19 protein-coding genes and 4 tRNA genes are annotated in these 23079 nt (G+C 60.1%); all 23 read right to left on the reverse strand.

The features are described 5' to 3' along the window. Positions 1 to 2 precede the first annotated feature (2 nt). Positions 3 to 317 carry a 50S ribosomal protein L23 gene (gene rplW / locus QCE48_RS13925; protein ID WP_060858186.1) on the reverse strand — a complete coding sequence of 105 codons (315 nt, stop codon included), beginning with the start codon at positions 315 to 317 and terminating at the stop codon, positions 3 to 5. After that, positions 314 to 934, reverse strand: coding sequence for a 50S ribosomal protein L4 (gene rplD, locus QCE48_RS13930; RefSeq protein ID WP_087632572.1), 621 nt, complete (start codon positions 932 to 934; stop codon positions 314 to 316). The genes rplW and rplD overlap by 4 nt, the downstream gene beginning before the upstream one ends. Beyond that, positions 934 to 1593, reverse strand: a complete 660-nt coding sequence (rplC, locus tag QCE48_RS13935; protein ID WP_309787143.1) for a 50S ribosomal protein L3 — start codon at positions 1591 to 1593, stop codon at positions 934 to 936. The genes rplD and rplC overlap by 1 nt, the downstream gene beginning before the upstream one ends. 188 nt (positions 1594 to 1781) lie before the next feature. Then, positions 1782 to 2093, reverse strand: a complete 312-nt coding sequence (gene rpsJ / locus QCE48_RS13940; RefSeq protein ID WP_006998489.1) for a 30S ribosomal protein S10 — start codon at positions 2091 to 2093, stop codon at positions 1782 to 1784. A gap of 139 nt (positions 2094 to 2232) precedes the next feature. Continuing rightward, positions 2233 to 3423, reverse strand: coding sequence for an elongation factor Tu (tuf, locus tag QCE48_RS13945; protein ID WP_087632573.1), 1191 nt, complete (start codon positions 3421 to 3423; stop codon positions 2233 to 2235). Positions 3424 to 3475: 52 nt separating this feature from the next. Beyond that, positions 3476 to 5578 (reverse strand): elongation factor G, encoded by a 2103-nt coding sequence (gene fusA, locus QCE48_RS13950; RefSeq protein ID WP_309787142.1) that lies wholly within the window; start codon positions 5576 to 5578, stop codon positions 3476 to 3478. A 121-nt stretch (positions 5579 to 5699) separates the two neighbouring features. Next, entirely contained in the window at positions 5700 to 6170 is a 471-nt protein-coding gene (gene rpsG, locus QCE48_RS13955; protein ID WP_006053291.1) for a 30S ribosomal protein S7, read from the reverse strand. 176 nt (positions 6171 to 6346) lie between these two features. After that, entirely contained in the window at positions 6347 to 6727 is a 381-nt protein-coding gene (rpsL, locus tag QCE48_RS13960) for a 30S ribosomal protein S12 (protein ID WP_006998493.1), read from the reverse strand. A 220-nt stretch (positions 6728 to 6947) separates the two neighbouring features. Then, entirely contained in the window at positions 6948 to 8795 is a 1848-nt protein-coding gene (gene recQ, locus QCE48_RS13965; protein WP_309787141.1) for a DNA helicase RecQ, read from the reverse strand. Positions 8796 to 8982: 187 nt separating this feature from the next. Continuing rightward, entirely contained in the window at positions 8983 to 13221 is a 4239-nt protein-coding gene (rpoC, locus tag QCE48_RS13970; protein ID WP_309787139.1) for a DNA-directed RNA polymerase subunit beta', read from the reverse strand. Positions 13222 to 13242: 21 nt separating this feature from the next. Further along, positions 13243 to 17349: a DNA-directed RNA polymerase subunit beta gene (rpoB, locus tag QCE48_RS13975; protein WP_116566421.1), complete on the reverse strand. Its 4107-nt coding sequence runs from the start codon at positions 17347 to 17349 to the stop codon at positions 13243 to 13245. 366 nt (positions 17350 to 17715) lie between these two features. Continuing rightward, positions 17716 to 18087 (reverse strand): 50S ribosomal protein L7/L12, encoded by a 372-nt coding sequence (rplL, locus tag QCE48_RS13980; RefSeq protein ID WP_087632578.1) that lies wholly within the window; start codon positions 18085 to 18087, stop codon positions 17716 to 17718. Between the two features lie 83 nt (positions 18088 to 18170). After that, positions 18171 to 18668, reverse strand: a complete 498-nt coding sequence (rplJ, locus tag QCE48_RS13985; protein WP_062641994.1) for a 50S ribosomal protein L10 — start codon at positions 18666 to 18668, stop codon at positions 18171 to 18173. 291 nt (positions 18669 to 18959) lie between these two features. Then, positions 18960 to 19655: a 50S ribosomal protein L1 gene (rplA, locus tag QCE48_RS13990; protein ID WP_309787137.1), complete on the reverse strand. Its 696-nt coding sequence runs from the start codon at positions 19653 to 19655 to the stop codon at positions 18960 to 18962. Next, complete coding sequence (rplK, locus tag QCE48_RS13995; protein ID WP_062641989.1) at positions 19655 to 20086, reverse strand: 50S ribosomal protein L11; 432 nt, start codon at positions 20084 to 20086, stop codon at positions 19655 to 19657. The genes rplA and rplK overlap by 1 nt, the downstream gene beginning before the upstream one ends. A 148-nt stretch (positions 20087 to 20234) precedes the next feature. After that, complete coding sequence (gene nusG / locus QCE48_RS14000) at positions 20235 to 20792, reverse strand: transcription termination/antitermination protein NusG (RefSeq protein WP_035935568.1); 558 nt, start codon at positions 20790 to 20792, stop codon at positions 20235 to 20237. A 1-nt stretch (position 20793) separates the two neighbouring features. Then, complete coding sequence (secE, locus tag QCE48_RS14005; RefSeq protein WP_309787135.1) at positions 20794 to 21174, reverse strand: preprotein translocase subunit SecE; 381 nt, start codon at positions 21172 to 21174, stop codon at positions 20794 to 20796. A gap of 34 nt (positions 21175 to 21208) precedes the next feature. Continuing rightward, a tRNA-Trp gene (locus QCE48_RS14010) sits at positions 21209 to 21284 on the reverse strand. Between the two features lie 67 nt (positions 21285 to 21351). Further along, positions 21352 to 22542: an elongation factor Tu gene (gene tuf / locus QCE48_RS14015; protein WP_087632573.1), complete on the reverse strand. Its 1191-nt coding sequence runs from the start codon at positions 22540 to 22542 to the stop codon at positions 21352 to 21354. A 63-nt stretch (positions 22543 to 22605) separates the two neighbouring features. Further along, a tRNA-Thr gene (locus tag QCE48_RS14020) sits at positions 22606 to 22680 on the reverse strand. Between the two features lie 14 nt (positions 22681 to 22694). Continuing rightward, positions 22695 to 22768, reverse strand: a tRNA-Gly gene (locus QCE48_RS14025). A gap of 31 nt (positions 22769 to 22799) precedes the next feature. Further along, positions 22800 to 22885, reverse strand: a tRNA-Tyr gene (locus tag QCE48_RS14030). An 11-nt stretch (positions 22886 to 22896) separates the two neighbouring features. After that, the coding region (locus QCE48_RS14035) for a hypothetical protein (protein ID WP_309794172.1) at positions 22897 to 23079 on the reverse strand (183 nt) is incomplete at its 5' end.

Below are 23079 nucleotides of genomic sequence, written 5' to 3' on the forward strand. Positions count from 1 at the left end.
GATTACTTGGCCTCCGCTTCAAAGTTGATTTCCTGGCCGGGCTTCAAGCAGACATACGCCTTCTTCACGTCTTTGCGCTTGCCCATGAAGCGGCCAAAGCGCTTGGCTTTACCCTTCGTGACCAGCACGTTGACGGAATTGACTTCCACCTTGAACAGCAGCTCGACAGCAGCCTTCACTTCCTGCTTCGTGGCATCGGGCGCGACTTCGAACACGACTTGCTCGTTCTTGTCGGCCACCAGCGTCGCCTTTTCGGAGACCACCGGCGCGAGCAGGACCTGCATCAAACGATGATCGTTCTTGCGAATCTCGCTCATGACAGCAACTCCTCGATCTGGGCGACCGCAGCCTTCGTAATCAGGATCTTCTTGAAGTAGATCAACGAGAGCGGGTCGGCGTAACGCGGCTCGACAACTGCCACATGGGCGAGGTTGCGCGACGCGAGGTACAGGTTTTCGTCGACCGTATCGGTAATGACCAACACGGAGTCGAGACCCATCGCCTTGAATTTTTCGGCCAGCAGCTTGGTCTTCGGCGCTTCGAGCGTCAGCTCGTCGACCACCGAGATACGGCCTTCACGGGCCAGCTGCGAGAAGATCGAGCAGAGACCTGCGCGATGCATCTTCTTGTTGACCTTGTGCGAAAAGTTTTCTTCCGGCGAATTCGGGAAGATACGGCCACCGCCGCGCCACAACGGGCTCGACGACATACCGGCACGAGCGCGGCCCGTGCCCTTTTGACGCCACGGCTTCTTGGTCGTGTGCTTGACTTGCTCACGGTCTTTCTGCGCGCGGTTGCCGCTACGTGCGTTGGCCTGGTAAGCCACGACGATCTGATGGATCAGGGCTTCGTTGTAATCGCGACCGAACACGACGTCCGATGCGTTCACGCCTGCGCCTTCCTGACCATTGGCATTCAGGAGCTTAAGTTCCATTATTTCGCTCCTTTCACAGCGCGCGTCTTGACAGCCGGCGTCACGAAAACCTTGCCGCCCTTGGCACCCGGAACGGCGCCGCGAACCAGCAGCAGATTGCGGTCGGCGTCGATGCGAGCGATCACGAGGTTCTGAACCGTCACGGTTTCGTCGCCCATGTGACCCGTCATGCGCTTACCCGGGAAAACACGACCCGGATCCTGCGCCATACCGATCGAACCCGGAACGTTGTGCGAACGCGAGTTACCGTGCGATGCGCGGCCCGATGCGAAGTTGTAGCGCTTGATGGTACCGGCGTAGCCCTTACCGATCGACACGCCTTGCACGTCGACTTTCTGGCCCACTTCGAAAAGATCCGTACCGATCACGGCGCCATTCGACAACTCGGCAGCCTTTGCGGCATCGATTTGAAATTCTTTGAGGACTTCACCGGCTTGAACACCGGCTTTGGCAAGGTGACCTGCCAACGGCTTCGTCACGCGCGATGCGCGGCGAGTACCGAATGCAACCTGAACGGCGGTATAACCATCCGTTTCAACGGTCTTGATCTGCGTCACGCGGTTGTCCGACACGTCCAGTACGGTGACGGGAATCGAATCCCCCTCAGGCGTAAAGATACGGGTCATGCCAACCTTGCGACCTACGAGTCCAAGGCTCATCGTTTTCTCCATTCCCAACTGCGATTGGTCGGGGCTGATTTACAAAATGCCGGCTCGCCTCGCAGAGATTTGAGCCAGCTTTTTTGCGCAAATGCGCGAAAAGCCTTGAAGTATAACAAGGCTTTTCGTTTTCCGCAAGCAATCAAAGACTTAGCGCCGCCAGGCGTGCCTGGCGGCGGGTACAACCTTTACTGCAGCTTGATTTCGACATCGACGCCAGCCGGCAGGTCGAGCTTCATCAGCGCGTCGACCGTCTTGTCCGTCGGATCGACGATGTCCATCAGGCGTTGGTGCGTGCGAATTTCGAGCTGATCGCGCGACGTCTTGTTGACGTGCGGCGAACGCAGGATGTCAAAGCGTTGAATGCGGGTCGGCAGCGGCACCGGACCACGAACGATTGCGCCAGTCCGCTTCGCGGTGTCGACGATTTCGGCTGCCGATTGATCGATCAGACGATAGTCGAAAGCCTTCAGCCGAATACGGATTTTCTGGTTCTGCATGACAATTCCTTGAAAAAGAGCGAGGCGGTATTGCGCCGCCGATTTGGTAAAAGAGCGTGAGGCCGGGCCTCCGCTGAGGGAGGACGCCCGGCCCCGGGCACATTACTTCAGTACAGCAACTGCAGGTAAGACTTCGATTTTACTCGATAATCTTGGCGACGACACCTGCACCGACGGTACGGCCGCCTTCACGGATGGCGAAACGCAGACCTTCTTCCATCGCGATCGGCGCGATCAGCTTCACCGTGATCGACACGTTGTCGCCCGGCATCACCATTTCCTTGTCCTTCGGCAACTCGATCGAGCCGGTCACGTCCGTCGTGCGGAAGTAGAACTGCGGGCGATAGTTGTTGAAGAACGGCGTGTGACGACCGCCTTCGTCCTTCGACAGAACATACACTTCAGCCGTAAAGTGCGTGTGCGGCGTGATCGAACCCGGCTTGGCCAGCACCTGGCCGCGCTCGACGTCTTCACGCTTCGTGCCGCGCAGCAGGATACCGACGTTGTCGCCCGCTTGACCCTGGTCGAGCAGCTTGCGGAACATTTCCACGCCCGTGCAGGTCGTCTTCACCGTCGTCTTGATACCGACGATTTCGATTTCCTCGCCAACCTTCACCACGCCACGCTCGATACGGCCCGTCACCACCGTGCCGCGACCCGAGATCGAGAACACGTCTTCCACCGGCATCAGGAATGCGCCGTCCACTGCGCGCTCCGGCGTCGGGATGTACGTGTCCAGTGCGTCGGCCAGGTTCATGATCGCCACTTCGCCCAGCTCGCCCGTGTCGCCTTCCAGCGCCAGCTTGGCCGAACCCTTGATGATCGGCGTGTCGTCGCCCGGGAAGTCGTACTTCGACAGAAGCTCGCGCACTTCCATTTCGACGAGTTCGAGCAGCTCGGCGTCGTCAACCATGTCGCACTTGTTCAGGAACACGATGATGTACGGCACGCCCACCTGGCGAGCCAGCAGGATGTGCTCACGCGTTTGCGGCATCGGGCCGTCAGCGGCCGAGCACACCAGGATCGCGCCGTCCATCTGAGCGGCGCCCGTGATCATGTTCTTCACATAGTCGGCGTGGCCCGGGCAGTCGACGTGCGCGTAGTGGCGGTTAGCCGTTTCGTACTCGACGTGCGCGGTGTTGATCGTGATACCACGTGCCTTCTCTTCCGGCGCCGCGTCGATCTGGTCGTATGCCTTTGCTTCGCCGCCGAACTTCTTGGTCAGCACCGTCGTGATCGCTGCCGTCAGCGTGGTCTTGCCATGGTCAACGTGACCAATCGTTCCAACGTTCACGTGCGGCTTGGTCCGCTCGAATTTACCTTTTGCCATGATTGCCTTCTTTCAAAAATGTTGATCGGTTAAAGACTTTCGGCTTGCCGAATTACTTGGATTTCGCGTTGATGATCGCGTCAGACACGTTACGCGGAGCTTCGGAATAGTGCTTGAATTCCATCGTGTACGTTGCGCGGCCCTGTGTCGCCGAACGCAGCGACGTCGAATAGCCGAACATTTCCGACAGCGGGACTTCAGCGCGCACGATCTTGCCGCCGCCAACCATGTCTTCCATGCCCTGCACGATACCGCGACGGCTCGACAGATCGCCCATCACGTTGCCCATGTAGTCTTCCGGCGTTTCGACTTCGACAGCCATCATCGGTTCGAGAATCACCGGGCTCGCACGGCGCATTGCTTCCTTGAACGCCATCGAACCGGCCATGCGGAACGCATTTTCGTTCGAGTCGACGTCGTGGTACGAACCGAAGGTCAAGTGAACCTTCACGTCGACGACCGGGAAGCCTGCCAGCACGCCGGCCTTCAGCGTTTCCTGGATGCCCTTGTCGACCGCGGGAATGTATTCACGCGGAATCACGCCGCCCTTGATCTCGTCCAGGAACTCGTAGCCCTTGCCCTGCTCGTTCGGCTCGAGCGTGATGACCGCGTGGCCGTACTGGCCGCGACCACCCGACTGCTTGACGAACTTGCCGTCGACGTCTTCAGCCTTGCTGCGGATCGTTTCACGATACGCAACTTGCGGCTTGCCAACCGTCGCTTCGACGTTGAACTCGCGCTTCATCCGGTCGACCAGAATTTCGAGGTGCAGTTCGCCCATGCCCGAAATAATGGTCTGGCCCGATTCTTCGTCGGTCTGAACGCGGAACGACGGATCTTCCTGCGCCAGGCGGTTGAGCGCGAGGCCCATCTTTTCCTGGTCGACCTTCGTCTTCGGCTCGACGGCCTGCGAAATCACCGGCTCCGGGAAAATCATGCGCTCAAGGACGATCGGATGCTGCGGATCGCACAGCGTGTCGCCCGTGGTCGCTTCCTTCAGTCCGACGGCCGCGGCGATGTCGCCCGCGTGGACTTCCTTGATTTCTTCGCGCTGGTTTGCGTGCATCAGCAGAATACGGCCGAGACGTTCCTTCTTGTCCTTGGTCGCGTTCAGCAGCGTGTCGCCCGACTTCGTCGTGCCCGAATACACACGGAAGAAGATCAGCTGGCCGACGAACGGGTCGGTCATGATCTTGAATGCCAGCGACGAGAACTTCTCGTCGTCGGACGCGCGACGCTCGGCCTTCTCACCGTTTTCGAGCTCGCCCGTAACCGGCGGAATGTCGACCGGCGACGGCAGGAAGTCCAGAACCGCGTCCAGCATACGCTGCACGCCCTTGTTCTTGAACGCCGTACCGCACAGCATCGGCTGGATTTCGCAAGCGATCGTGCGGTCGCGCAGACCCTTGAGGATTTCCGCCTCGGTCAGCTCGCCCGTCTCGAGGTACTTGTTCATCAGGTCCTCGGTCGACTCCGCCGCCGCCTCGACCATCTTCTCGCGCCACTCATTGCACGTTTCGACGAGGTTTGCCGGGATGTCTTCGTACGAGAACTTCGTGCCTTGCGACGCTTCGTCCCAAATGATCGCCTTCATCTTCAGCAGGTCGACCACGCCCGTGAACGACTCTTCAGCGCCGATCGGCACGACGACGGGAACCGGATTCGCCTTCAGACGAAGCTTCAGCTGGTCGTAAACCTTGAAGAAGTTCGCGCCGGTACGGTCCATCTTGTTAATGAACGCGAGACGGGGCACGCCGTACTTGTTGGCCTGACGCCAAACGGTTTCCGACTGCGGCTGCACGCCGCCCACGGCGCAGTAAACCATGCACGCACCGTCGAGCACGCGCATCGAGCGCTCGACTTCAATCGTGAAGTCGACGTGACCCGGGGTGTCGATGATGTTGATGCGGTGCTCGGCGCGATCGCCGGCCATACCCTTCCAGAACGCCGTGGTAGCTGCCGACGTGATGGTGATGCCGCGCTCTTGCTCTTGCTCCATCCAGTCCATCGTTGCTGCGCCGTCGTGAACTTCACCGATCTTGTGGTTCACGCCCGTATAGAACAGGATGCGCTCGGTCGTCGTCGTCTTGCCGGCGTCGATGTGAGCGCTGATACCGATGTTACGGTAGCGCTCGATAGGTGTCTTGCGAGCCACTTTGAATCCTTTATTGGGTCGACGCGGCGGCTTGTGGCCGGCCGCGTCCTAACACAAACGGGCGAGGCGCTTTGAAAGCGCACCCGCCCGGAATTTTTCCGTTCGACCTAAGTCGGGAGACTTAGAAACGGAAATGCGAGAACGCCTTGTTGGCTTCTGCCATCCGGTGAACTTCGTCGCGCTTCTTCATCGCGCCGCCACGGCCTTCGGCCGCTTCCGAGAGTTCACCTGCCAGACGCAGGGCCATCGACTTCTCGCTGCGCTTCTTCGCAGCCTCACGCAGCCAACGCATCGCCAATGCCATACGACGCGACGGGCGCACTTCGACCGGAACCTGATAGTTCGCACCACCAACGCGACGGCTCTTCACTTCGACGACCGGCTTCACGTTGTTGAGCGCAACCGTGAACACTTCCAGCGGGTCCTTGCCACCCTTCGTCTGGATCTGTTCAAAAGCGCCGTACACGATACGCTCGGCAACCGACTTCTTGCCGGAGAGCATCAGTACGTTCATGAATTTAGCTACATCAACGTTGCCGAATTTCGGATCCGGCAACACTTCCCGCTTGGGGACTTCGCGACGACGCGGCATGTTTCTTCCTTTAACTTTTCAGTTGGAGCTCGATGAGCCCCGCGGCCACCAACAAACCCGATCCATCTCACTTGATTAACCAGCTTGGCCGGGTGACCACTTACTCGACAGCACCGGCACTTCCGGCACCACCGCCTTGAACGCCTTGCGGCGACCTGAAACTACGAACCGGCGAATTACTTGCCAGCCTTCGCACGCTTCGCACCGTACTTCGAGCGAGCCTGCTTACGATCCTTGACGCCCTGGGTATCCAGCGAGCCGCGAACCATGTGGTAACGCACACCCGGCAAATCCTTCACACGACCGCCGCGAATCAGCACGACCGAGTGTTCCTGCAGGTTGTGGCCTTCACCACCGATGTACGAAATAACTTCGAAGCCGTTCGTCAGACGAACCTTGGCAACTTTACGAAGTGCCGAGTTCGGCTTCTTCGGCGTCGTCGTGTACACGCGAGTGCACACGCCGCGACGCTGCGGGCAGTCCTGCAAAGCCGGCGACTTGCTCTTCGTTGTTTCCGAAGCGCGGCCTTTGCGAACCAATTGATTGATGGTTGGCATTGTCTATTCCTGAAATTGATCAAAATCGACGCGCCCTTTTTCGGGCAAAGCGAATCGAAGCGCGTATCGAACTTCTCATCCTCAACTGCGCCAGCCCGCGTCGAATCGATTTTCGAGCGCGCGCGAACGAGCCAAGAACGAGAACCTAGCATGATAGTCCGGAATTGCTAATTCGGTCAATAGCTTGCACCGCTTTCCGATGATCTCGGTGTGCGCACAGCTAGTCCGCTGCGACGACTTCGAGCAATTCGTCGCCGAAACGGTCGAGCTTGCGCGCGCCGATTCCCGCGATATGGCGCAGATCGTCGATCGAATTGGGGTCGTTGCGAGCGATTTCGGCGAGCGTCGCGTCGTGGAAAATCACGTAGGCCGGCACGCCGTCGCTCTTCGCCGTTTCGGAGCGCCACAGACGCAGACGTTCCCAGCGAGCCTTCTCGCGCGGCGACATCCCCGCGCTCGGGTCCGCGCGCTCGCCCGTGCGCGCGGACGACTGACGCGTGCGCGTCGGTTTGACGTACTTGCGCAGTGTGACGTTCTGCTCGCCCTTGAGTACGGGCTTGCTCGCGTGGGTCAGCACGAGGGCGCCGAACCCGTCGTGATCGACCGCCAGGTAGCCGAACGCGACCAGCTGTCGGAAAACAGCGCGCCACTCCGGCTCAGACAGTTCCGCGCCGACGCCGAACGTCGACAACTTTTCGTGCCCGCGCTGCAGGATTTTCTCCGTGCGATTGCCGCGCAGGATATCGATAAGATGACCGGCGCCGAAGTGAAACCCGCTCGCCTTGAACGCGCGGTACACGCAGGACAGCGCCATTTGCGCCTCGCGCGTAGCGTTCCACGAAGCCGGCGGCTCGATGCAGGTATCGCAATTGCCGCACGGCTGGCTCGTTTCGCCGAAGTAGCCGAGGAGGCGCACGCGCCGGCAGGACGCGGTCTCGCAAAGCCCGAGCAGCGCGTCGAGCTTGCCGCCCTGAACGCGCTTGTGAACGTCATCGGCGTCGGATTCGTCGATCATCTTGCGCTGTTGCACGACGTCACCGAGACCGTAGGCCATCCACGCATTCGCCGGCATGCCGTCGCGGCCCGCGCGCCCCGTCTCCTGATAGTAGCCTTCGACGCTCTTCGGCAAATCCAGATGCGCGACGAACCGCACGTCTGGTTTGTCGATCCCCATGCCGAAGGCGATCGTCGCGCACATCACGATGCCTTCCTCGCGTTGGAACATTTCCTGGTGTTTCTGACGCGTCTCGAACTCCATACCGGCGTGGTACGGCAGCGCGCGCACGCCCTGGCCCTTGAGCCAGTCGGCCGTTTCCTCGACCTTTCGGCGCGACAGGCAATAAATCACGCCCGCGTCGGTCGTGCCGTCCTTGTTCGTGTGCTCGGCGCGGATGAAATCGAGCAGTTGCGCACGCGCATTGTCCTTCTCGACGATCCGGTAACGGATGTTCGGCCGGTCGAAGCTCGACACGAAGATGCGCGCGTCGTCGAGTGCAAGGCGGTGAACGATCTCGTCGCGCGTGATTGCATCGGCGGTCGCCGTGAGGGCGATACGTGGCACCGATGGAAAACGCTCGTGCAGCACCGACAACTGAATGTATTCAGGCCGGAAGTCGTGCCCCCATTGCGACACGCAATGCGCCTCGTCGATGGCGAACAGACCGATCGGCGCGCTGTCGAGCAAATCGAGAAAGCGCGGCGTCATCAGACGCTCGGGCGCGACGTAGAGCAGATCGATTTCGCCGTTACGCAACGCGCGCTCGGTCGCGGCAGCTTCGGCGCCCGACAGTGTGGAATTCAGGTACGCGGCTCGCACGCCGACTTCGAGCATTGCCGCCACCTGGTCCTGCATCAGCGCAATCAGCGGCGAGACGACGATGCCCGCGCCGAAACCCGCCTCTTTTCTCACGAGCGAGGGAATCTGATAGCACAGCGACTTGCCGCCGCCCGTCGGCATGAGCACGAGAGAATCGCCGCCTGCGGCCACGTGTTCGACGATATCGCCCTGCTGTCCGCGAAATGCGGGGTAGCCAAATACTTCGTTGAGGATTTCGAGCGATCGGGACATTGAAAGGACGGGGACGTCGTGGCGTGGATGCACCGATTTTACCAACGAAGCAGCCCGCATCCCGCGCTTTGCACGCGGATTATCCGATCGGACGATGGGCAAAAAAAAACCGCCCGGTCGAAACCGGGCGGCTTTGAGCTGCCAGAGCGATCGTGAAGCCTAGGTCTCGAGACCCAGACCCCGCGACTTACTCCGCAGGATGCTGCTGTTCTGCGGGCGCAACTTCGGGCGTGCCGAATTCGAACGATTCTTCCGCTGCGATCTGGTCGAAGCGTTCGCGATCCGACATCTCCTTGCTCTTGCGCGCCTTGTGGAACGCGAGACCCGTACCCGCCGGAATCAGGCGGCCGACGATCACGTTTTCCTTCAGACCGCGCAGATCGTCGCGCTTGCCCATGATCGCCGCTTCGGTCAGCACGCGGGTCGTTTCCTGGAACGATGCCGCCGAGATGAACGAATCGGTCGAGAGCGAAGCCTTCGTGATACCGAGCAGCACGTTCTCGTAGGTCGCCGGACGCTTGTCTTCCGCCGTCATGCGGTCGTTCTCGTCGAGCATGTCCGAGCGCTCGACTTGTTCGCCCGGAATGAAGCGCGTATCGCCGTTGTCGCTGATCTGCACGCGGCGCAGCATCTGACGCACGATCACTTCGATGTGCTTGTCGTTGATCTTCACGCCCTGCAGACGGTACACGTCCTGCACTTCGTCCACGATGTAACGCGACAGCGCCTCGATACCCTGCAGACGCAGGATGTCGTGCGGATCGGCCGGACCGTCGACGATCATTTCGCCCTTGTTGACGACCTGACCATCGTGCACCAGCACCTGCTTTTCCTTCGCGATCAGGAACTCGTGCTGATTGCCTTCGAGGTCCGTGATCACGAGACGCTGCTTGCCCTTCGTGTCCTTACCGAACGACGTCGTGCCCGTGACTTCCGCCAGAATGCCGGCGTCCTTCGGCGAGCGCGCTTCGAACAGTTCAGCCACGCGCGGCAGACCACCGGTAATGTCACGCGTCTTCTGCGCTTCAACCGGGATACGTGCCAGCACTTCGCCGACCTGCACCTGCTGACCATCCTTCACGGTGATCAGTGCGCCGACCTGGAAGCCGATCTGCACCGAATGCTCGGTGTTCGGGATCTTGACTTCCTCGCCGGTCGCGTCGAGCAGCTTCACCTGCGGACGCACGCTCTTCGAAGCCTGCGAACCGCGACGCTTCACGTCGATCACGACCAGGGTCGAAAGACCGGTCACGTCGTCGATCTGCTTCGCCACGGTCACGCCTTCCTCGACGTTTTCGAACTTCACCGTACCGCCCCACTCGGTGATGATCGGACGCGTCAGCGGATCCCACGTAGCCAGTTGCGCACCGGCCTTGATCTGCGCGCCGTCGAGTTGCAGCAGCGTCGCGCCGTACGGGATCTTGTGACGTTCACGCTCGCGACCGAGGTCGTCGGCGATGATCGCCTCGCCCGAGCGCGAAATGACGACCTGCTCGCCCTTCGCGTTCGTGACGTAACGCATCGTCGCGGTGAAGCGCACCGTGCCGTTGCTCTTCGCTTCGACCGACGAAGCCACTGCCGCACGCGATGCCGCGCCACCGATGTGGAACGTACGCATCGTGAGCTGCGTGCCCGGTTCGCCGATCGACTGCGCCGCGATCACGCCGACCGCTTCGCCGACGTTCACGCGCGAGCCGCGGCCCAGGTCGCGGCCGTAGCACGCCGCGCACAGGCCGTAGCGCGTTTCGCAGGTCAACGGCGTGCGCACGCGCACTTCGTCGATGCCGAGGCGCTCGATCTCTTCCACCGAGTCTTCATCGAGCAGATCGCCCGATGCGTACAGCGTCTCTTGCGTTTCCGGATTGACGACGTCCGCCACCGCGACGCGACCGAGAATCCGGTCACGCAGCGCTTCGACAACTTCACCGCCTTCCACCAGCGCCTTCATCGCCACGCCGTTGGTCGTGCCGCAATCGTCTTCGACCACGACCAGATCCTGCGTCACGTCGACGAGACGTCGCGTCAGGTAACCCGAGTTCGCCGTCTTCAGTGCCGTATCCGCCAGACCCTTACGTGCACCGTGGGTCGAGATGAAGTACTGCAACACGTTCAGGCCTTCGCGGAAGTTCGCCGTAATCGGCGTCTCGATGATCGAGCCGTCCGGCTTCGCCATCAGGCCGCGCATACCGGCCAGCTGACGAATCTGCACCGCGGAACCGCGCGCGCCCGAGTCGGCCATCATGTAGATCGAGTTGAACGACTCCTGCTTCGTCTGGTTGCCGTCGCGATCGACCACCGGCTCGGTCGCGAGTTGCTCCATCATCGCCTTGCCGACCGCTTCCGACGTCGCCGACCAGATGTCGACCACGTTGTTGTAGCGTTCCTGCGCGGTGACGAGACCCGACATGTACTGACGGTCGTATTCCTTCACCTTCTTCGCGGCATCGCCGACGATGGTTTCTTTCTGCGGCGGCACGAGCATGTCGTCGACGCAAATCGAAATACCGGCGCGCGTCGCCAGACGGAAACCCATCTGCATCAGCTGGTCGGCGAAGATCACCGTTTCGCGCAGACCGCACTTGCGGAACGCCGTGTTGATCAAGCGCGAAATTTCCTTCTTCTTCAGCGGCTTGTTCAGCACCGAGAACGGCAGGCCTGGCGGCAGAATTTCCGACAGGATCGAACGGCCGACGGTCGTCGGGTACAGCGTGATCTTCGGCACGAACTTCGGCGCGCCTTCGCTCTGGTCTTCGTTCGCCACCATTTCGGTGATGCGCACGTTGACGCGCGATGCCAGCTCGACTTCCTTGTTCTCGTAGGCGCGGATCGCCTCCGACACGCCCGTGAACGTCATGCCTTCGCCCTTGCCGTTCACCGCTTCACGCGATGCGTAGTAAAGACCCAGCACGATGTCCTGCGACGGCACGATCGACGGATCGCCGTTGGCCGGGAACAGGACGTTGTTCGACGCCAGCATCAGCGTGCGCGCTTCCATCTGCGCTTCGAGCGACAGCGGAACGTGAACGGCCATCTGGTCGCCGTCGAAGTCGGCGTTGAATGCCGCGCAAACGAGCGGGTGAAGCTGAATGGCCTTGCCTTCGATCAGCACCGGCTCAAAAGCCTGAATGCCGAGTCGGTGAAGCGTCGGCGCGCGGTTCAGCATGACCGGATGTTCGCGAATGACTTCTTCGAGAATGTCCCACACGACCGGCGTCTGGTTCTCGACTTCCTTCTTCGCGGCCTTGATGGTCGTCGCGACGCCCATCACTTCCAGCTTGTTGAAGATGAAAGGCTTGAACAGTTCGAGCGCCATCAGCTTCGGCAGACCGCACTGATGCAGCTTGAGCGTCGGGCCGACCACGATCACCGAACGGCCCGAATAGTCGACACGCTTACCGAGCAAGTTCTGACGGAAACGGCCGCCCTTGCCCTTGATCATGTCGGCAAGCGACTTCAGCGGACGCTTGTTCGCGCCGGTCATTGCCTTGCCGCGACGACCGTTGTCGAGCAGCGAATCGACGGCTTCCTGCAGCATCCGCTTTTCGTTGCGGACGATGATTTCAGGCGCCTTCAGTTCGAGCAGACGCTTCAACCGGTTGTTACGGTTGATCACGCGGCGATACAGGTCGTTCAGGTCCGACGTCGCGAAACGGCCGCCGTCGAGCGGCACGAGCGGACGCAGTTCCGGCGGCAGCACCGGCAGCACTTCGAGCACCATCCAGTCCGGCTTGATGCCCGAACGCTGGAAGGCTTCGAGCACCTTCAGGCGCTTCGCGTACTTCTTGATCTTCGCTTCCGAACCCGTGTTCTTGAGTTCGGTGCGCAGCATCTCGACCTGTTCGTCGATGTTGATCGCGCGCAGGAGTTCGCGCACGCCTTCCGCGCCCATCTCGGCGCGGAATTCGTCACCGTACTCTTCGACCTTGTTGTAGTAATCCTCTTCGGTCATGATCTGCCGCGCTTTCAGCGGTGTCATGCCCGGATCGATCACCACGTATGCCTCGAAATACAGCACGCGTTCGATGTCGCGCAGCGTCATGTCGAGCACCATGCCCAGACGCGACGGCAGCGACTTCAGGAACCAGATGTGCGCAACCGGCGAGGCCAGTTCGATGTGGCCCATGCGTTCGCGACGCACCTTCGCGAGCGTCACTTCGACGCCGCACTTTTCGCAGATCACGCCGCGGTGCTTCAGGCGCTTGTACTTGCCGCACAGGCACTCGTAGTCCTTGATCGGCCCGAAGATCTTCGCGCAGAACAGACCATCCCGCTCCGGCTTGAATGTGCGGTAGTTGATGGTTTCCGGCTTCTTCACTTCGCCGAACGACCACGAGCGGATCTTGTCTGGCGAGGCCAGACCGATCTTGATCGCGTCGAATACTTCTTCTTGTTGGACTTGCTTGAATAGATCGAGCAGAGCTTTCATTGCCTTCTCTCCGTAGTCCGATTAGTTGCGGTCGAGGTCGATGTCGATACCCAGCGAGCGGATTTCCTTCACGAGCACATTGAAGGATTCCGGCATGCCTGCATCGATTACGTGGTCGCCCTTCACCAGGTTCTCATAAACCTTGGTCCGGCCCGTCACGTCATCCGACTTCACCGTCAGCATTTCCTGCAGCACATACGACGCGCCATACGCTTCGAGCGCCCACACTTCCATTTCACCGAAACGCTGGCCGCCGAACTGCGCCTTACCGCCGAGCGGCTGCTGCGTGACGAGCGAGTACGGCCCCGTCGAACGCGCGTGCATCTTGTCGTCGACCAAGTGGTGCAGCTTCAGGTAGTGCATGTAGCCCACCGTCACCGTCCGTTCGAACGGCTCGCCCGTGCGGCCGTCGCTCAGTTGCACCTGGTTTTTCGACTTCGTCATGCCAAGCTGCTTCGCGATGTCGTCCGGGAACGCCAGATCCAGCGCGCGCTGCATTTCGCCTTCCGTCGCGCCGTCGAACACCGGCGTCGCGAACGGCACGCCTTCGCGCAGGTTCTTCGCCAGTTCGACGATTTCGTCGTCGCTGAAGCCATCCAGCTCTTCGGCACGGCCCGACTCGTTGTAGATCTTCGTCAGGAAGGTGCGCAGTTCCTCGATCTTCGCCTGCGCCTGCAGCATTTCGCCGATACGCCAGCCGAGACCCTTCGCGGCCCAACCCAGATGCACTTCGAGAATCTGACCCACGTTCATCCGCGACGGCACGCCGAGCGGATTCAGCACGACGTCGGCCGGACGTCCGTCGGCCATGTACGGCATGTCTTCGATCGGCACGATCTTCGAGACGACACCCTTGTTACCGTGACGGCCGGCCATCTTGTCGCCCGGCTGCAAACGGCGCTTTACCGCCAGATACACCTTGACCATCTTCAGCACGCCCGGCGGCAGTTCGTCGCCTTGCGTGAGCTTCTTGCGCTTCTCTTCGAACGCGAGGTCGAACTGGTGACGCTTCTGTTCGATCGAGTCCTTGATGGCTTCGAGCTGCGCCGCTGCTTCTTCGTCCGCGAGGCGGATGTCGAACCAGTGGTAATGATCCAGATCTTCCAGGTACGGCAGGTCGATCTTCGTGCCCTTCGCGAGTTTCTTCGGACCGCCGTTCGCGACCTTGCCGTTCAGCATGCGCGCGAGACGCGAGAAGGCGTCGCCTTCCACGATGCGCAACTGGTCGTTCAAGTCGAGGCGATAGCGCTTCAGTTCGTCGTCGATGATCTGTTGCGCGCGCTTGTCACGCGTGATGCCTTCGCGCGTGAATACCTGCACGTCGATCACCGTGCCGCTCATGCCGGAGGGCACGCGCAGCGACGTGTCCTTCACGTCCGAGGCTTTCTCGCCGAAGATCGCGCGCAGCAGCTTTTCTTCCGGCGTCAGCTGGGTTTCGCCCTTCGGCGTCACCTTGCCGACCAGCACGTCGCCCGCTTCGACTTCCGCGCCGATGTACACGATGCCCGACTCGTCGAGACGGCCGAGCTGCACTTCGGCGAGGTTCGAAATGTCGCGCGTGATTTCTTCCGGTCCGAGCTTCGTGTCGCGAGCCACGACGTTCAGTTCTTCGATGTGGATCGACGTGTAACGGTCGTCCGCCACGACTTTTTCCGAGATCAGGATCGAGTCTTCGAAGTTGTAGCCGTTCCACGGCATGAACGCGACGAGCATGTTCTGACCGAGCGCGAGTTCGCCCAGGTCGGTCGATGCGCCATCCGCCAGCACGTCGCCGCGCGACACCTTGTCGCCGACCTTCACGATCGGGCGCTGGTTGATGTTCGTGTTCTGGTTCGAACGCGTGTACTTGATCAGGTTGTAGATGTCGACACCGACATCGCCCGCGACCGCTTCGTCGTCGTTCACGCGAATCACGATACGGCCAGCATCGACGTAATCGACCACGCCACCGCGGAACGCCTGAACCGTCGTGCCCGAGTCGACCGCGACCGTGCGCTCGATGCCCGTACCGACCACGGCCTTCTCAGGACGCAGGCAAGGAACCGCCTGACGCTGCATGTTCGAGCCCATCAACGCGCGGTTCGCGTCGTCGTGTTCAAGGAACGGAATCAGCGATGCCGCCACCGACACGATCTGCGACGGCGCCACGTCCATGTACTGGATGCGGTCCGGCGTGACCATCAGCGTTTCGCCGGCTTCACGCGACGAAACCAGTTCGTCGGTCAGCGTGCCGCCTTCGCCCAGCGACGCATTCGCCTGCGCGATCACGTAACGGCCTTCTTCGATCGCCGACAGATAGTCGATCTGGTCCGTCACCTTGCTATCCACGACCTTGCGATACGGCGTTTCGAGGAAGCCGTATTCGTTCAGGTGCGCGTAGAGCGCGAGCGAGTTGATCAGGCCGATGTTCGGACCTTCCGGCGTTTCGATCGGGCACACGCGGCCATAGTGCGTCGGGTGTACGTCGCGGACTTCGAAGCCCGCGCGCTCACGCGTCAGACCGCCCGGTCCAAGAGCCGAGACGCGGCGCTTGTGGGTGATTTCCGATAGCGGATTGGTCTGGTCCATGAACTGCGACAACTGCGACGAACCGAAGAACTCGCGAATCGCCGACGAAATCGGCTTCGAGTTGATCAGGTCGTGCGGCATCAGGTTTTCGCTTTCAGCCTGGCCCAGACGTTCCTTCACGGCGCGCTCGACACGCACGAGACCGGCGCGGAACTGGTTTTCCGCCAGTTCGCCGACGCAACGCACGCGACGATTGCCCAAGTGGTCGATGTCGTCCACTTCGCCCTTGCCGTTGCGCAGCTCGACGAGAATCTTGATCGTCGCGAGGATGTCGTCGTCTTGCAGCGTCATCGGCCCGATGATTTCATCGCGACCCACGCGGCGATTGAACTTCATGCGGCCGACCTTCGAGAGGTCGTAGGCGTCTTCGCTGTAGAACAGACGGTTGAACAGCGCCTCGACCGCTTCTTCCGTCGGCGGCTCGCCCGGACGCATCATGCGGTAGATCGCGATACGCGCGGCCATCTTGTCCGCGGTTTCGTCGATACGCAGCGTCGACGAGATGTACGGGCCCTGGTCCAGGTCGTTCGTGTAGAGCGTCTGGATATCCTTGACCTTCGACTCGCGCAGCTTTTCAAGGACGGTTTCCGTGATTTCGTCGTTGGCGTTCGCGATCACTTCGCCCGTGTCCGGATCGACGACGTTCTTCGCCAGCACGCGGCCGAGCAGATAGTCTTCCGGCACCGAGATGAACTTCGTCTTCGCGGTTTCGAGGTCGCGGATGTGCTTCGCGTTGATCCGCTTGTCCTTCGTGACGATGACGTTGCCTTCGCGATCCTGGATGTCAAAACGCGCGACTTCACCGCGCAGACGCTCCGGCACGAATTCCATTTGCGCGCCTTCGTCCATCAGGGCGAAATTGTCGAACACGAAGAAGTTCGCGAGGATCTGTTCCGGCGTCAGGCCGATGGCCTTCAGCAGGATCGTGACGGGCATCTTCCGGCGACGGTCAACGCGGAAATACAGCACGTCCTTCGGGTCGAATTCGAAGTCGAGCCACGAGCCGCGGTAAGGAATGATTCGCGCGGAGAACAGCAGCTTGCCCGAGCTGTGCGTCTTGCCCTTGTCGTGCTCGAAGAACACGCCCGGCGAGCGGTGCAGCTGGGACACGATCACGCGTTCCGTGCCGTTGATGACGAACGAGCCGGTCGGCGTCATGAGCGGAATTTCGCCCATGTACACTTCCTGCTCCTTGACTTCCTTCACGACCGGCTTGCTCGGCGATTCCTTGTCCAACAGCACGAGGCGCACCTTGGCGCGCAGAGCGGAACAATAGGTCAGGCCGCGCTGTTGACATTCCTTGATGTTGAACGCCGGCGGAGAAAGCATGTAGCTGACGAATTCGAGTCGCGCAAATCCATTGTGCGAAACGATCGGGAAAACCGAAGAAAAAGCGGCTTGCAAGCCTTCCGATTTCCGCTGCGTAGCGGAGGTCTCGGCTTGCAGAAACGTGCTGAATGATTCAAGCTGAGTAGCCAGCAAGAATGGAACTTGGTGAACGATGGGGCGCTTCGCGAAACTCTTGCGAATACGCTTCTTCTCGGTGAAGGAATATTGCATACGATCTCCGAATCACGGCGGGCGTTGCCGAGGCGGGATACCTCGATGACACGACCCGGTGTTCACCGACTGAGACTCGTGGAATCGTCCCGGGAGGACGAACGAGCCTAGAAGCTTGGTGGTTGGCCGCTACCAACCGCTGGCTGACGGCAGCGGATGCCTGTGTTGCCCGCTACCCGACCAAACTTGCCTTCTGCAGTCGCTTCAGAAGACAAAGAGAATGACCGGCAAAACATCCCGACCGACGATTCTCTTTGACCTCTATGCGGACTGTTTTCCCGAAATTCGGGCGTAAAAACTCAGTCCCCACAAAGCACAAAAAGGCCGGCGGTGGAAACCGCCAGCCTTCGCAGAGCGCAGCGAAACTTACTTGATTTCAGCCTTCGCGCCTGCTTCTTCCAGCTTCTTCTTCGCTTCTTCAGCCGCAGCCTTCGGTACCGCTTCCTTCACAGGCTTCGGTGCGCCGTCGACCAGGTCCTTCGCTTCCTTCAGGCCGAGACCCGTCAGTTCGCGAACAGCCTTAATGACCGAAACCTTGTTCGCGCCGACTTCCGTCAGGTTGACCGTGAATTCGGTTTGCTCTTCAGCAACTGCAGCTGCTGCGCCTGCCGGGCCAGCAACAGCAACTGCTGCAGCCGACACGCCGAACTTCTCTTCGAACGCCTTGACCAGTTCGTTCAGTTCCAGAACCGACATCGAACCTACTGCTTCGAGGATGTCTTCTTTTGCGATTGCCATTTGAAATACTCCTAAATTGAATTCGGATCGAGCTAGCGATCTAGCTAATGCCTAACCGAGCAACTGGTGCCCAAGTGCATGCGTTACGCAGCTTCGCCCTGCTTCTTCTCCGCGAGAGCGGCGAGGCCGCGCGCGAAGCCAGCAACAGGCGCTTGCATGACGTAAAGCAGCTTGGAGAGCAGTTCTTCGCGGCTCGGGATGTTGGCCAGCGCTTGCACGCCTGCCTTGTCCATCACGTTGCCTTCGTAGGAACCGGCCTTGATGATCAACTTGTCATTGCTTTTACCGAAGTCGTTCACGACCTTGGCTGCAGCAATGGCATCTTCCGAGATGCCGTAGATCAGAGGACCGGTCATCTGCTCAGCCAGCGGAGCGAACGGCGTACCTTCCACGGCGCGACGCGCCAACGTGTTTTTCAACACGCGGAGATACACTTGTTGCTCGCGCGCTTTCGCGCGCAGCTTGGTCAGATCGCCAACCGTGATCCCACGATACTCAGCGAGCACCATCGTCTGAGCCTTCGCGACTTGCGCGGCGACTTCAGCGACGACTGCCTGCTTATCTTCTTTGTTCAGTGGCACGGTTAAACCTCCAGATTCGATGCGCCGACGTGGCGCATCGCGTTCAACAACGGCGTCCGACCTGTTAGGAGCATTTCGATCGATTGGTGTACACCGCTTTGGCGCACGACAATCGACTTCAACCACTACAAAACTGTTCCGGGTTCGCCATCTGCGTTGGCTTGCATTAAGGCGACGCCTGATTGCTGCGTCACCGCCAACGGTCTTTGACAACCGGCCGCGAGACGTACTACCGTCTCTCAGCCGCCCAAAGCCCTTAACGCACGGTCAATTGACCATGCGCATGATTCTTTACTGCGCGAGCGTACCTTGATCGACGCGCACACCAACACCCATGGTGCTCGACAGCGCGATTTTCCGCAGATACACGCCCTTGCTCGTCGCCGGCTTCGCCTTTTGAAGGGCTTCCACCAGTGCCGACAGGTTTTGACGCAGCGATGCCTGCTCGAACGAGGCGCGACCGATCGTTGCGTGGATGATACCGGCCTTGTCGACGCGGAATTGCACCTGACCCGCCTTGGCGTTCTTCACAGCTTGAGCGACATCCGGCGTCACCGTACCGACCTTCGGATTCGGCATCAAACCACGCGGGCCGAGAATCTGACCCAACGTACCAACGACACGCATCGTGTCCGGCGAAGCGATCACGACGTCGAAATTCAGATTGCCGGCCTTGACTTGCTCGGCCAGGTCTTCCATACCGACGATGTCAGCACCGGCAGCGCGAGCTTGCTCGGCCTTGTCGCCTTGGGCGAACACAGCGACGCGAACCGACTTACCCGTGCCAGCCGGCAGAACCACCGAACCGCGAACCACTTGGTCCGACTTCTTCGCATCGATGCCGAGCTGCACTGCCACGTCGATCGACTCGTCGAACTTCGCGCTTGCGCATTCCTTCACGAGCGACAGCGCGTCTTCGATCGGGTACAACTTTTGACGGTCAACCTTGGTTGCGAACGCCTGAAGGCGCTTAGAAAGCTTAGCCATTACACGCCCTCCACGGTGATGCCCATCGAGCGGGCGCTGCCTGCGATCGTGCGGACCGCTGCGTCGAGATCAGCTGCCGTAAGATCAGGCAACTTGGTCTTCGCGATTTCTTCCGCTTGCGCGCGGGTGATCTTGCCGACCTTGTCGGTGTGCGGCTTGGCCGAACCCTTGTCGATCTTGGCCGCCTTCTTGATCAGGACCGTGGCCGGCGGCGTCTTCATGATGAACGTGAAGCTCTTGTCCGCGAATGCCGTAATGACGACCGGCACCGGCAGACCCGGCTCCATCGCTTGAGTCTGCGCGTTGAACGCCTTGCAGAACTCCATGATGTTCAGGCCGCGCTGGCCCAGTGCCGGACCGACCGGCGGCGACGGGTTGGCTTTACCTGCAGGAATCTGCAGCTTGATAAAGCCGATGATTTTCTTTGCCATGTTGAAAACCTCTGCAGAACGCGAAAGCGTTCGGTGAGTGATAGCGCGCGTTCACCGATGATCGGCTACTTGCGCTCCTCAACGGCCTTAACGCGGGCCGTAAGCGCGAACTGCGCGACGGCGCTGGACGCCGCGCGCAAATATCAATCTACAGCTTTTCGACTTGACCGAATTCGAGCTCAACTGGAGTCGAACGCCCGAAGATCGTCACCGATACACGAACCCGAGATTTTTCGTAGTTCACTTCCTCGACGTTTCCGTTGAAGTCGGTGAATGGGCCATCCTTCACACGCACCATCTCGCCCACTTCAAACAACGTTTTCGGACGCGGTTTTTCGACGCCTTCCTGCATTTGGGACATAATCTTTTCGACTTCCCGAGGGGAAATCGGGCTGGGCCTGTTCCGTGCGCCGCCAACGAAACCGGTCACTTTGGCAGTGTTTTTTACCAAATGCCAAGTTTCGTCTGTCATTTCCATTTCAACCAGGACGTATCCCGGGAAGAAACGACGCTCGGTAACGGATTTGTGTCCGCCTTTGACCTCAACCACCTCTTCAGTTGGAACGAGAATCTGACCAAACTGATCCTGCATTCCAGCGCGCTCGATGCGCTCCTGAAGCGCGCGCTGCACGCTCTTCTCCATGCCGGAGTAGGCGTGCACGACGTACCAACGCTTTCCGCTCGGGGATGCCGGAGTATCGCTCATATCATTTCCAACCCAGTATCACCGAGAAAATCACCCATTCGATGGACTTATCGCTAAGCCAAAGAAGGATGGCCATGATCAATACGAAGGCGAAAACCACCAGCGTCGTCTGCGTTGCTTCTTTGCGGGTCGGCCAGACTACCTTGCGGACTTCCTTGTACGAATCCTTGGCAAAGGCGATGAAACCCTTCCCTTGCGTGGACAGAAGTCCAACGGCAACTCCCGCGATCACACCGACCGCGAGCGCGGCGCCGCGGACGTACCATTCTTGGCCGGAGAGCCAGAAGAAACCCACGAACCCGGCCAAGACCAACAATACACCCGCGGCCACCATCAATTTGTCGCCGGAAGTATTTACAGTTTCGACGGAAGGATTCGCCATAACACCTTAAGCAGCGCCACTTGGCGCGAGAATTTGGCAGGGGCAGAGGGAATCGAACCCCCAACCTTCGGTTTTGGAGACCGACGCTCTGCCAGTTGAGCTATACCCCTAAACCATTTTGGGGCCGACGCTATCGTCGACCCCGAAACTATCGACTACCGAGAAGATTTCTGGCTCTTACTCGATAATCTTGGCGACGACACCTGCACCGACGGTACGGCCGCCTTCACGGATGGCGAAACGCAGACCTTCTTCCATCGCGATCGGCGCGATCAGCTTCACCGTGATCGACACGTTGTCGCCCGGCATCACCATTTCCTTGTCCTTCGGCAACTCGATCGAGCCGGTCACGTCCGTCGTGCGGAAGTAGAACTGCGGGCGATAGTTGTTGAAGAACGGCGTGTGACGACCGCCTTCGTCCTTCGACAGAACATACACTTCAGCCGTAAAGTGCGTGTGCGGCGTGATCGAACCCGGCTTGGCCAGCACCTGGCCGCGCTCGACGTCTTCACGCTTCGTGCCGCGCAGCAGGATACCGACGTTGTCGCCCGCTTGACCCTGGTCGAGCAGCTTGCGGAACATTTCCACGCCCGTGCAGGTCGTCTTCACCGTCGTCTTGATACCGACGATTTCGATTTCCTCGCCAACCTTCACCACGCCACGCTCGATACGGCCCGTCACCACCGTGCCGCGACCCGAGATCGAGAACACGTCTTCCACCGGCATCAGGAATGCGCCGTCCACTGCGCGCTCCGGCGTCGGGATGTACGTGTCCAGTGCGTCGGCCAGGTTCATGATCGCCACTTCGCCCAGCTCGCCCGTGTCGCCTTCCAGCGCCAGCTTGGCCGAACCCTTGATGATCGGCGTGTCGTCGCCCGGGAAGTCGTACTTCGACAGAAGCTCGCGCACTTCCATTTCGACGAGTTCGAGCAGCTCGGCGTCGTCAACCATGTCGCACTTGTTCAGGAACACGATGATGTACGGCACGCCCACCTGGCGAGCCAGCAGGATGTGCTCACGCGTTTGCGGCATCGGGCCGTCAGCGGCCGAGCACACCAGGATCGCGCCGTCCATCTGAGCGGCGCCCGTGATCATGTTCTTCACATAGTCGGCGTGGCCCGGGCAGTCGACGTGCGCGTAGTGGCGGTTAGCCGTTTCGTACTCGACGTGCGCGGTGTTGATCGTGATACCACGTGCCTTCTCTTCCGGCGCCGCGTCGATCTGGTCGTATGCCTTTGCTTCGCCGCCGAACTTCTTGGTCAGCACCGTCGTGATCGCTGCCGTCAGCGTGGTCTTGCCATGGTCAACGTGACCAATCGTTCCAACGTTCACGTGCGGCTTGGTCCGCTCGAATTTACCTTTGGCCATTTTCGACTCCTAACAGGATTTTCGTACCTTGCGCCGCGCGCAAACACTCTAGACTGGCGTTGCTGGTGCCCATGGGCAGGATCGAACTGCCGACCTCTCCCTTACCAAGGGAGTGCTCTACCACTGAGCCACATGGGCGCAACCATTGACACTGGAGCGGGTGAAGGGAATCGAACCCTCGTCGTAAGCTTGGAAGGCTTCTGCTCTACCATTGAGCTACACCCGCATGGGCCTTGATTCCCTACCGCTTAAAATTCTGGTGGAGGAGGTTGGATTCGAACCAACGTAGGCGTAAGCCAACAGATTTACAGTCTGCCCCCTTTAGCCACTCGGGCACCCCTCCGCAGAGAACTATCAATTATGATGGCTCATCGCGCCGTTGTCAAGCGCAGCACGTGATCCGTCTCGATTAATCCTCTCACTTATAGTCATTTCAGAAAGCAAAAAACCCCACCTTTTTGGGGTGGGGTTTTTTGTTGCTGCATGAGGAGCCTGACGATTACCTACTTTCACACGGGAGATCCGCACTATCATCGG

The organism is Caballeronia sp. LZ024, from assembly GCF_031451455.1.
GTDB lineage: Bacteria > Pseudomonadota > Gammaproteobacteria > Burkholderiales > Burkholderiaceae > Caballeronia > Caballeronia telluris.

What these genes read in the sequence shown, in the direction of transcription:
- rplW (WP_060858186.1), bottom strand. Translation starts at nt 317, where the DNA reads ATGAGCGAGATTCGCAAGAACGATCATCGTTTGATGCAGGTCCTGCTC.
- rplD (WP_087632572.1), bottom strand. Translation starts at nt 934, where the DNA reads ATGGAACTTAAGCTCCTGAATGCCAATGGTCAGGAAGGCGCAGGCGTG.
- rplC (WP_309787143.1), bottom strand. Translation starts at nt 1,593, where the DNA reads ATGAGCCTTGGACTCGTAGGTCGCAAGGTTGGCATGACCCGTATCTTT.
- rpsJ (WP_006998489.1), bottom strand. Translation starts at nt 2,093, where the DNA reads ATGCAGAACCAGAAAATCCGTATTCGGCTGAAGGCTTTCGACTATCGT.
- tuf (WP_087632573.1), bottom strand. Translation starts at nt 3,423, where the DNA reads ATGGCAAAAGGTAAATTCGAGCGGACCAAGCCGCACGTGAACGTTGGA.
- rpsG (WP_006053291.1), bottom strand. Translation starts at nt 6,170, where the DNA reads ATGCCGCGTCGTCGCGAAGTCCCCAAGCGGGAAGTGTTGCCGGATCCG.
- rpsL (WP_006998493.1), bottom strand. Translation starts at nt 6,727, where the DNA reads ATGCCAACCATCAATCAATTGGTTCGCAAAGGCCGCGCTTCGGAAACA.
- recQ (WP_309787141.1), bottom strand. Translation starts at nt 8,795, where the DNA reads ATGTCCCGATCGCTCGAAATCCTCAACGAAGTATTTGGCTACCCCGCA.
- rpoC (WP_309787139.1), bottom strand. Translation starts at nt 13,221, where the DNA reads ATGAAAGCTCTGCTCGATCTATTCAAGCAAGTCCAACAAGAAGAAGTA.
- rpoB (WP_116566421.1), bottom strand. Translation starts at nt 17,349, where the DNA reads ATGCAATATTCCTTCACCGAGAAGAAGCGTATTCGCAAGAGTTTCGCG.
- rplL (WP_087632578.1), bottom strand. Translation starts at nt 18,087, where the DNA reads ATGGCAATCGCAAAAGAAGACATCCTCGAAGCAGTAGGTTCGATGTCG.
- rplA (WP_309787137.1), bottom strand. Translation starts at nt 19,655, where the DNA reads ATGGCTAAGCTTTCTAAGCGCCTTCAGGCGTTCGCAACCAAGGTTGAC.
- rplK (WP_062641989.1), bottom strand. Translation starts at nt 20,086, where the DNA reads ATGGCAAAGAAAATCATCGGCTTTATCAAGCTGCAGATTCCTGCAGGT.
- nusG (WP_035935568.1), bottom strand. Translation starts at nt 20,792, where the DNA reads ATGAGCGATACTCCGGCATCCCCGAGCGGAAAGCGTTGGTACGTCGTG.
- secE (WP_309787135.1), bottom strand. Translation starts at nt 21,174, where the DNA reads ATGGCGAATCCTTCCGTCGAAACTGTAAATACTTCCGGCGACAAATTG.
- tuf (WP_087632573.1), bottom strand. Translation starts at nt 22,542, where the DNA reads ATGGCCAAAGGTAAATTCGAGCGGACCAAGCCGCACGTGAACGTTGGA.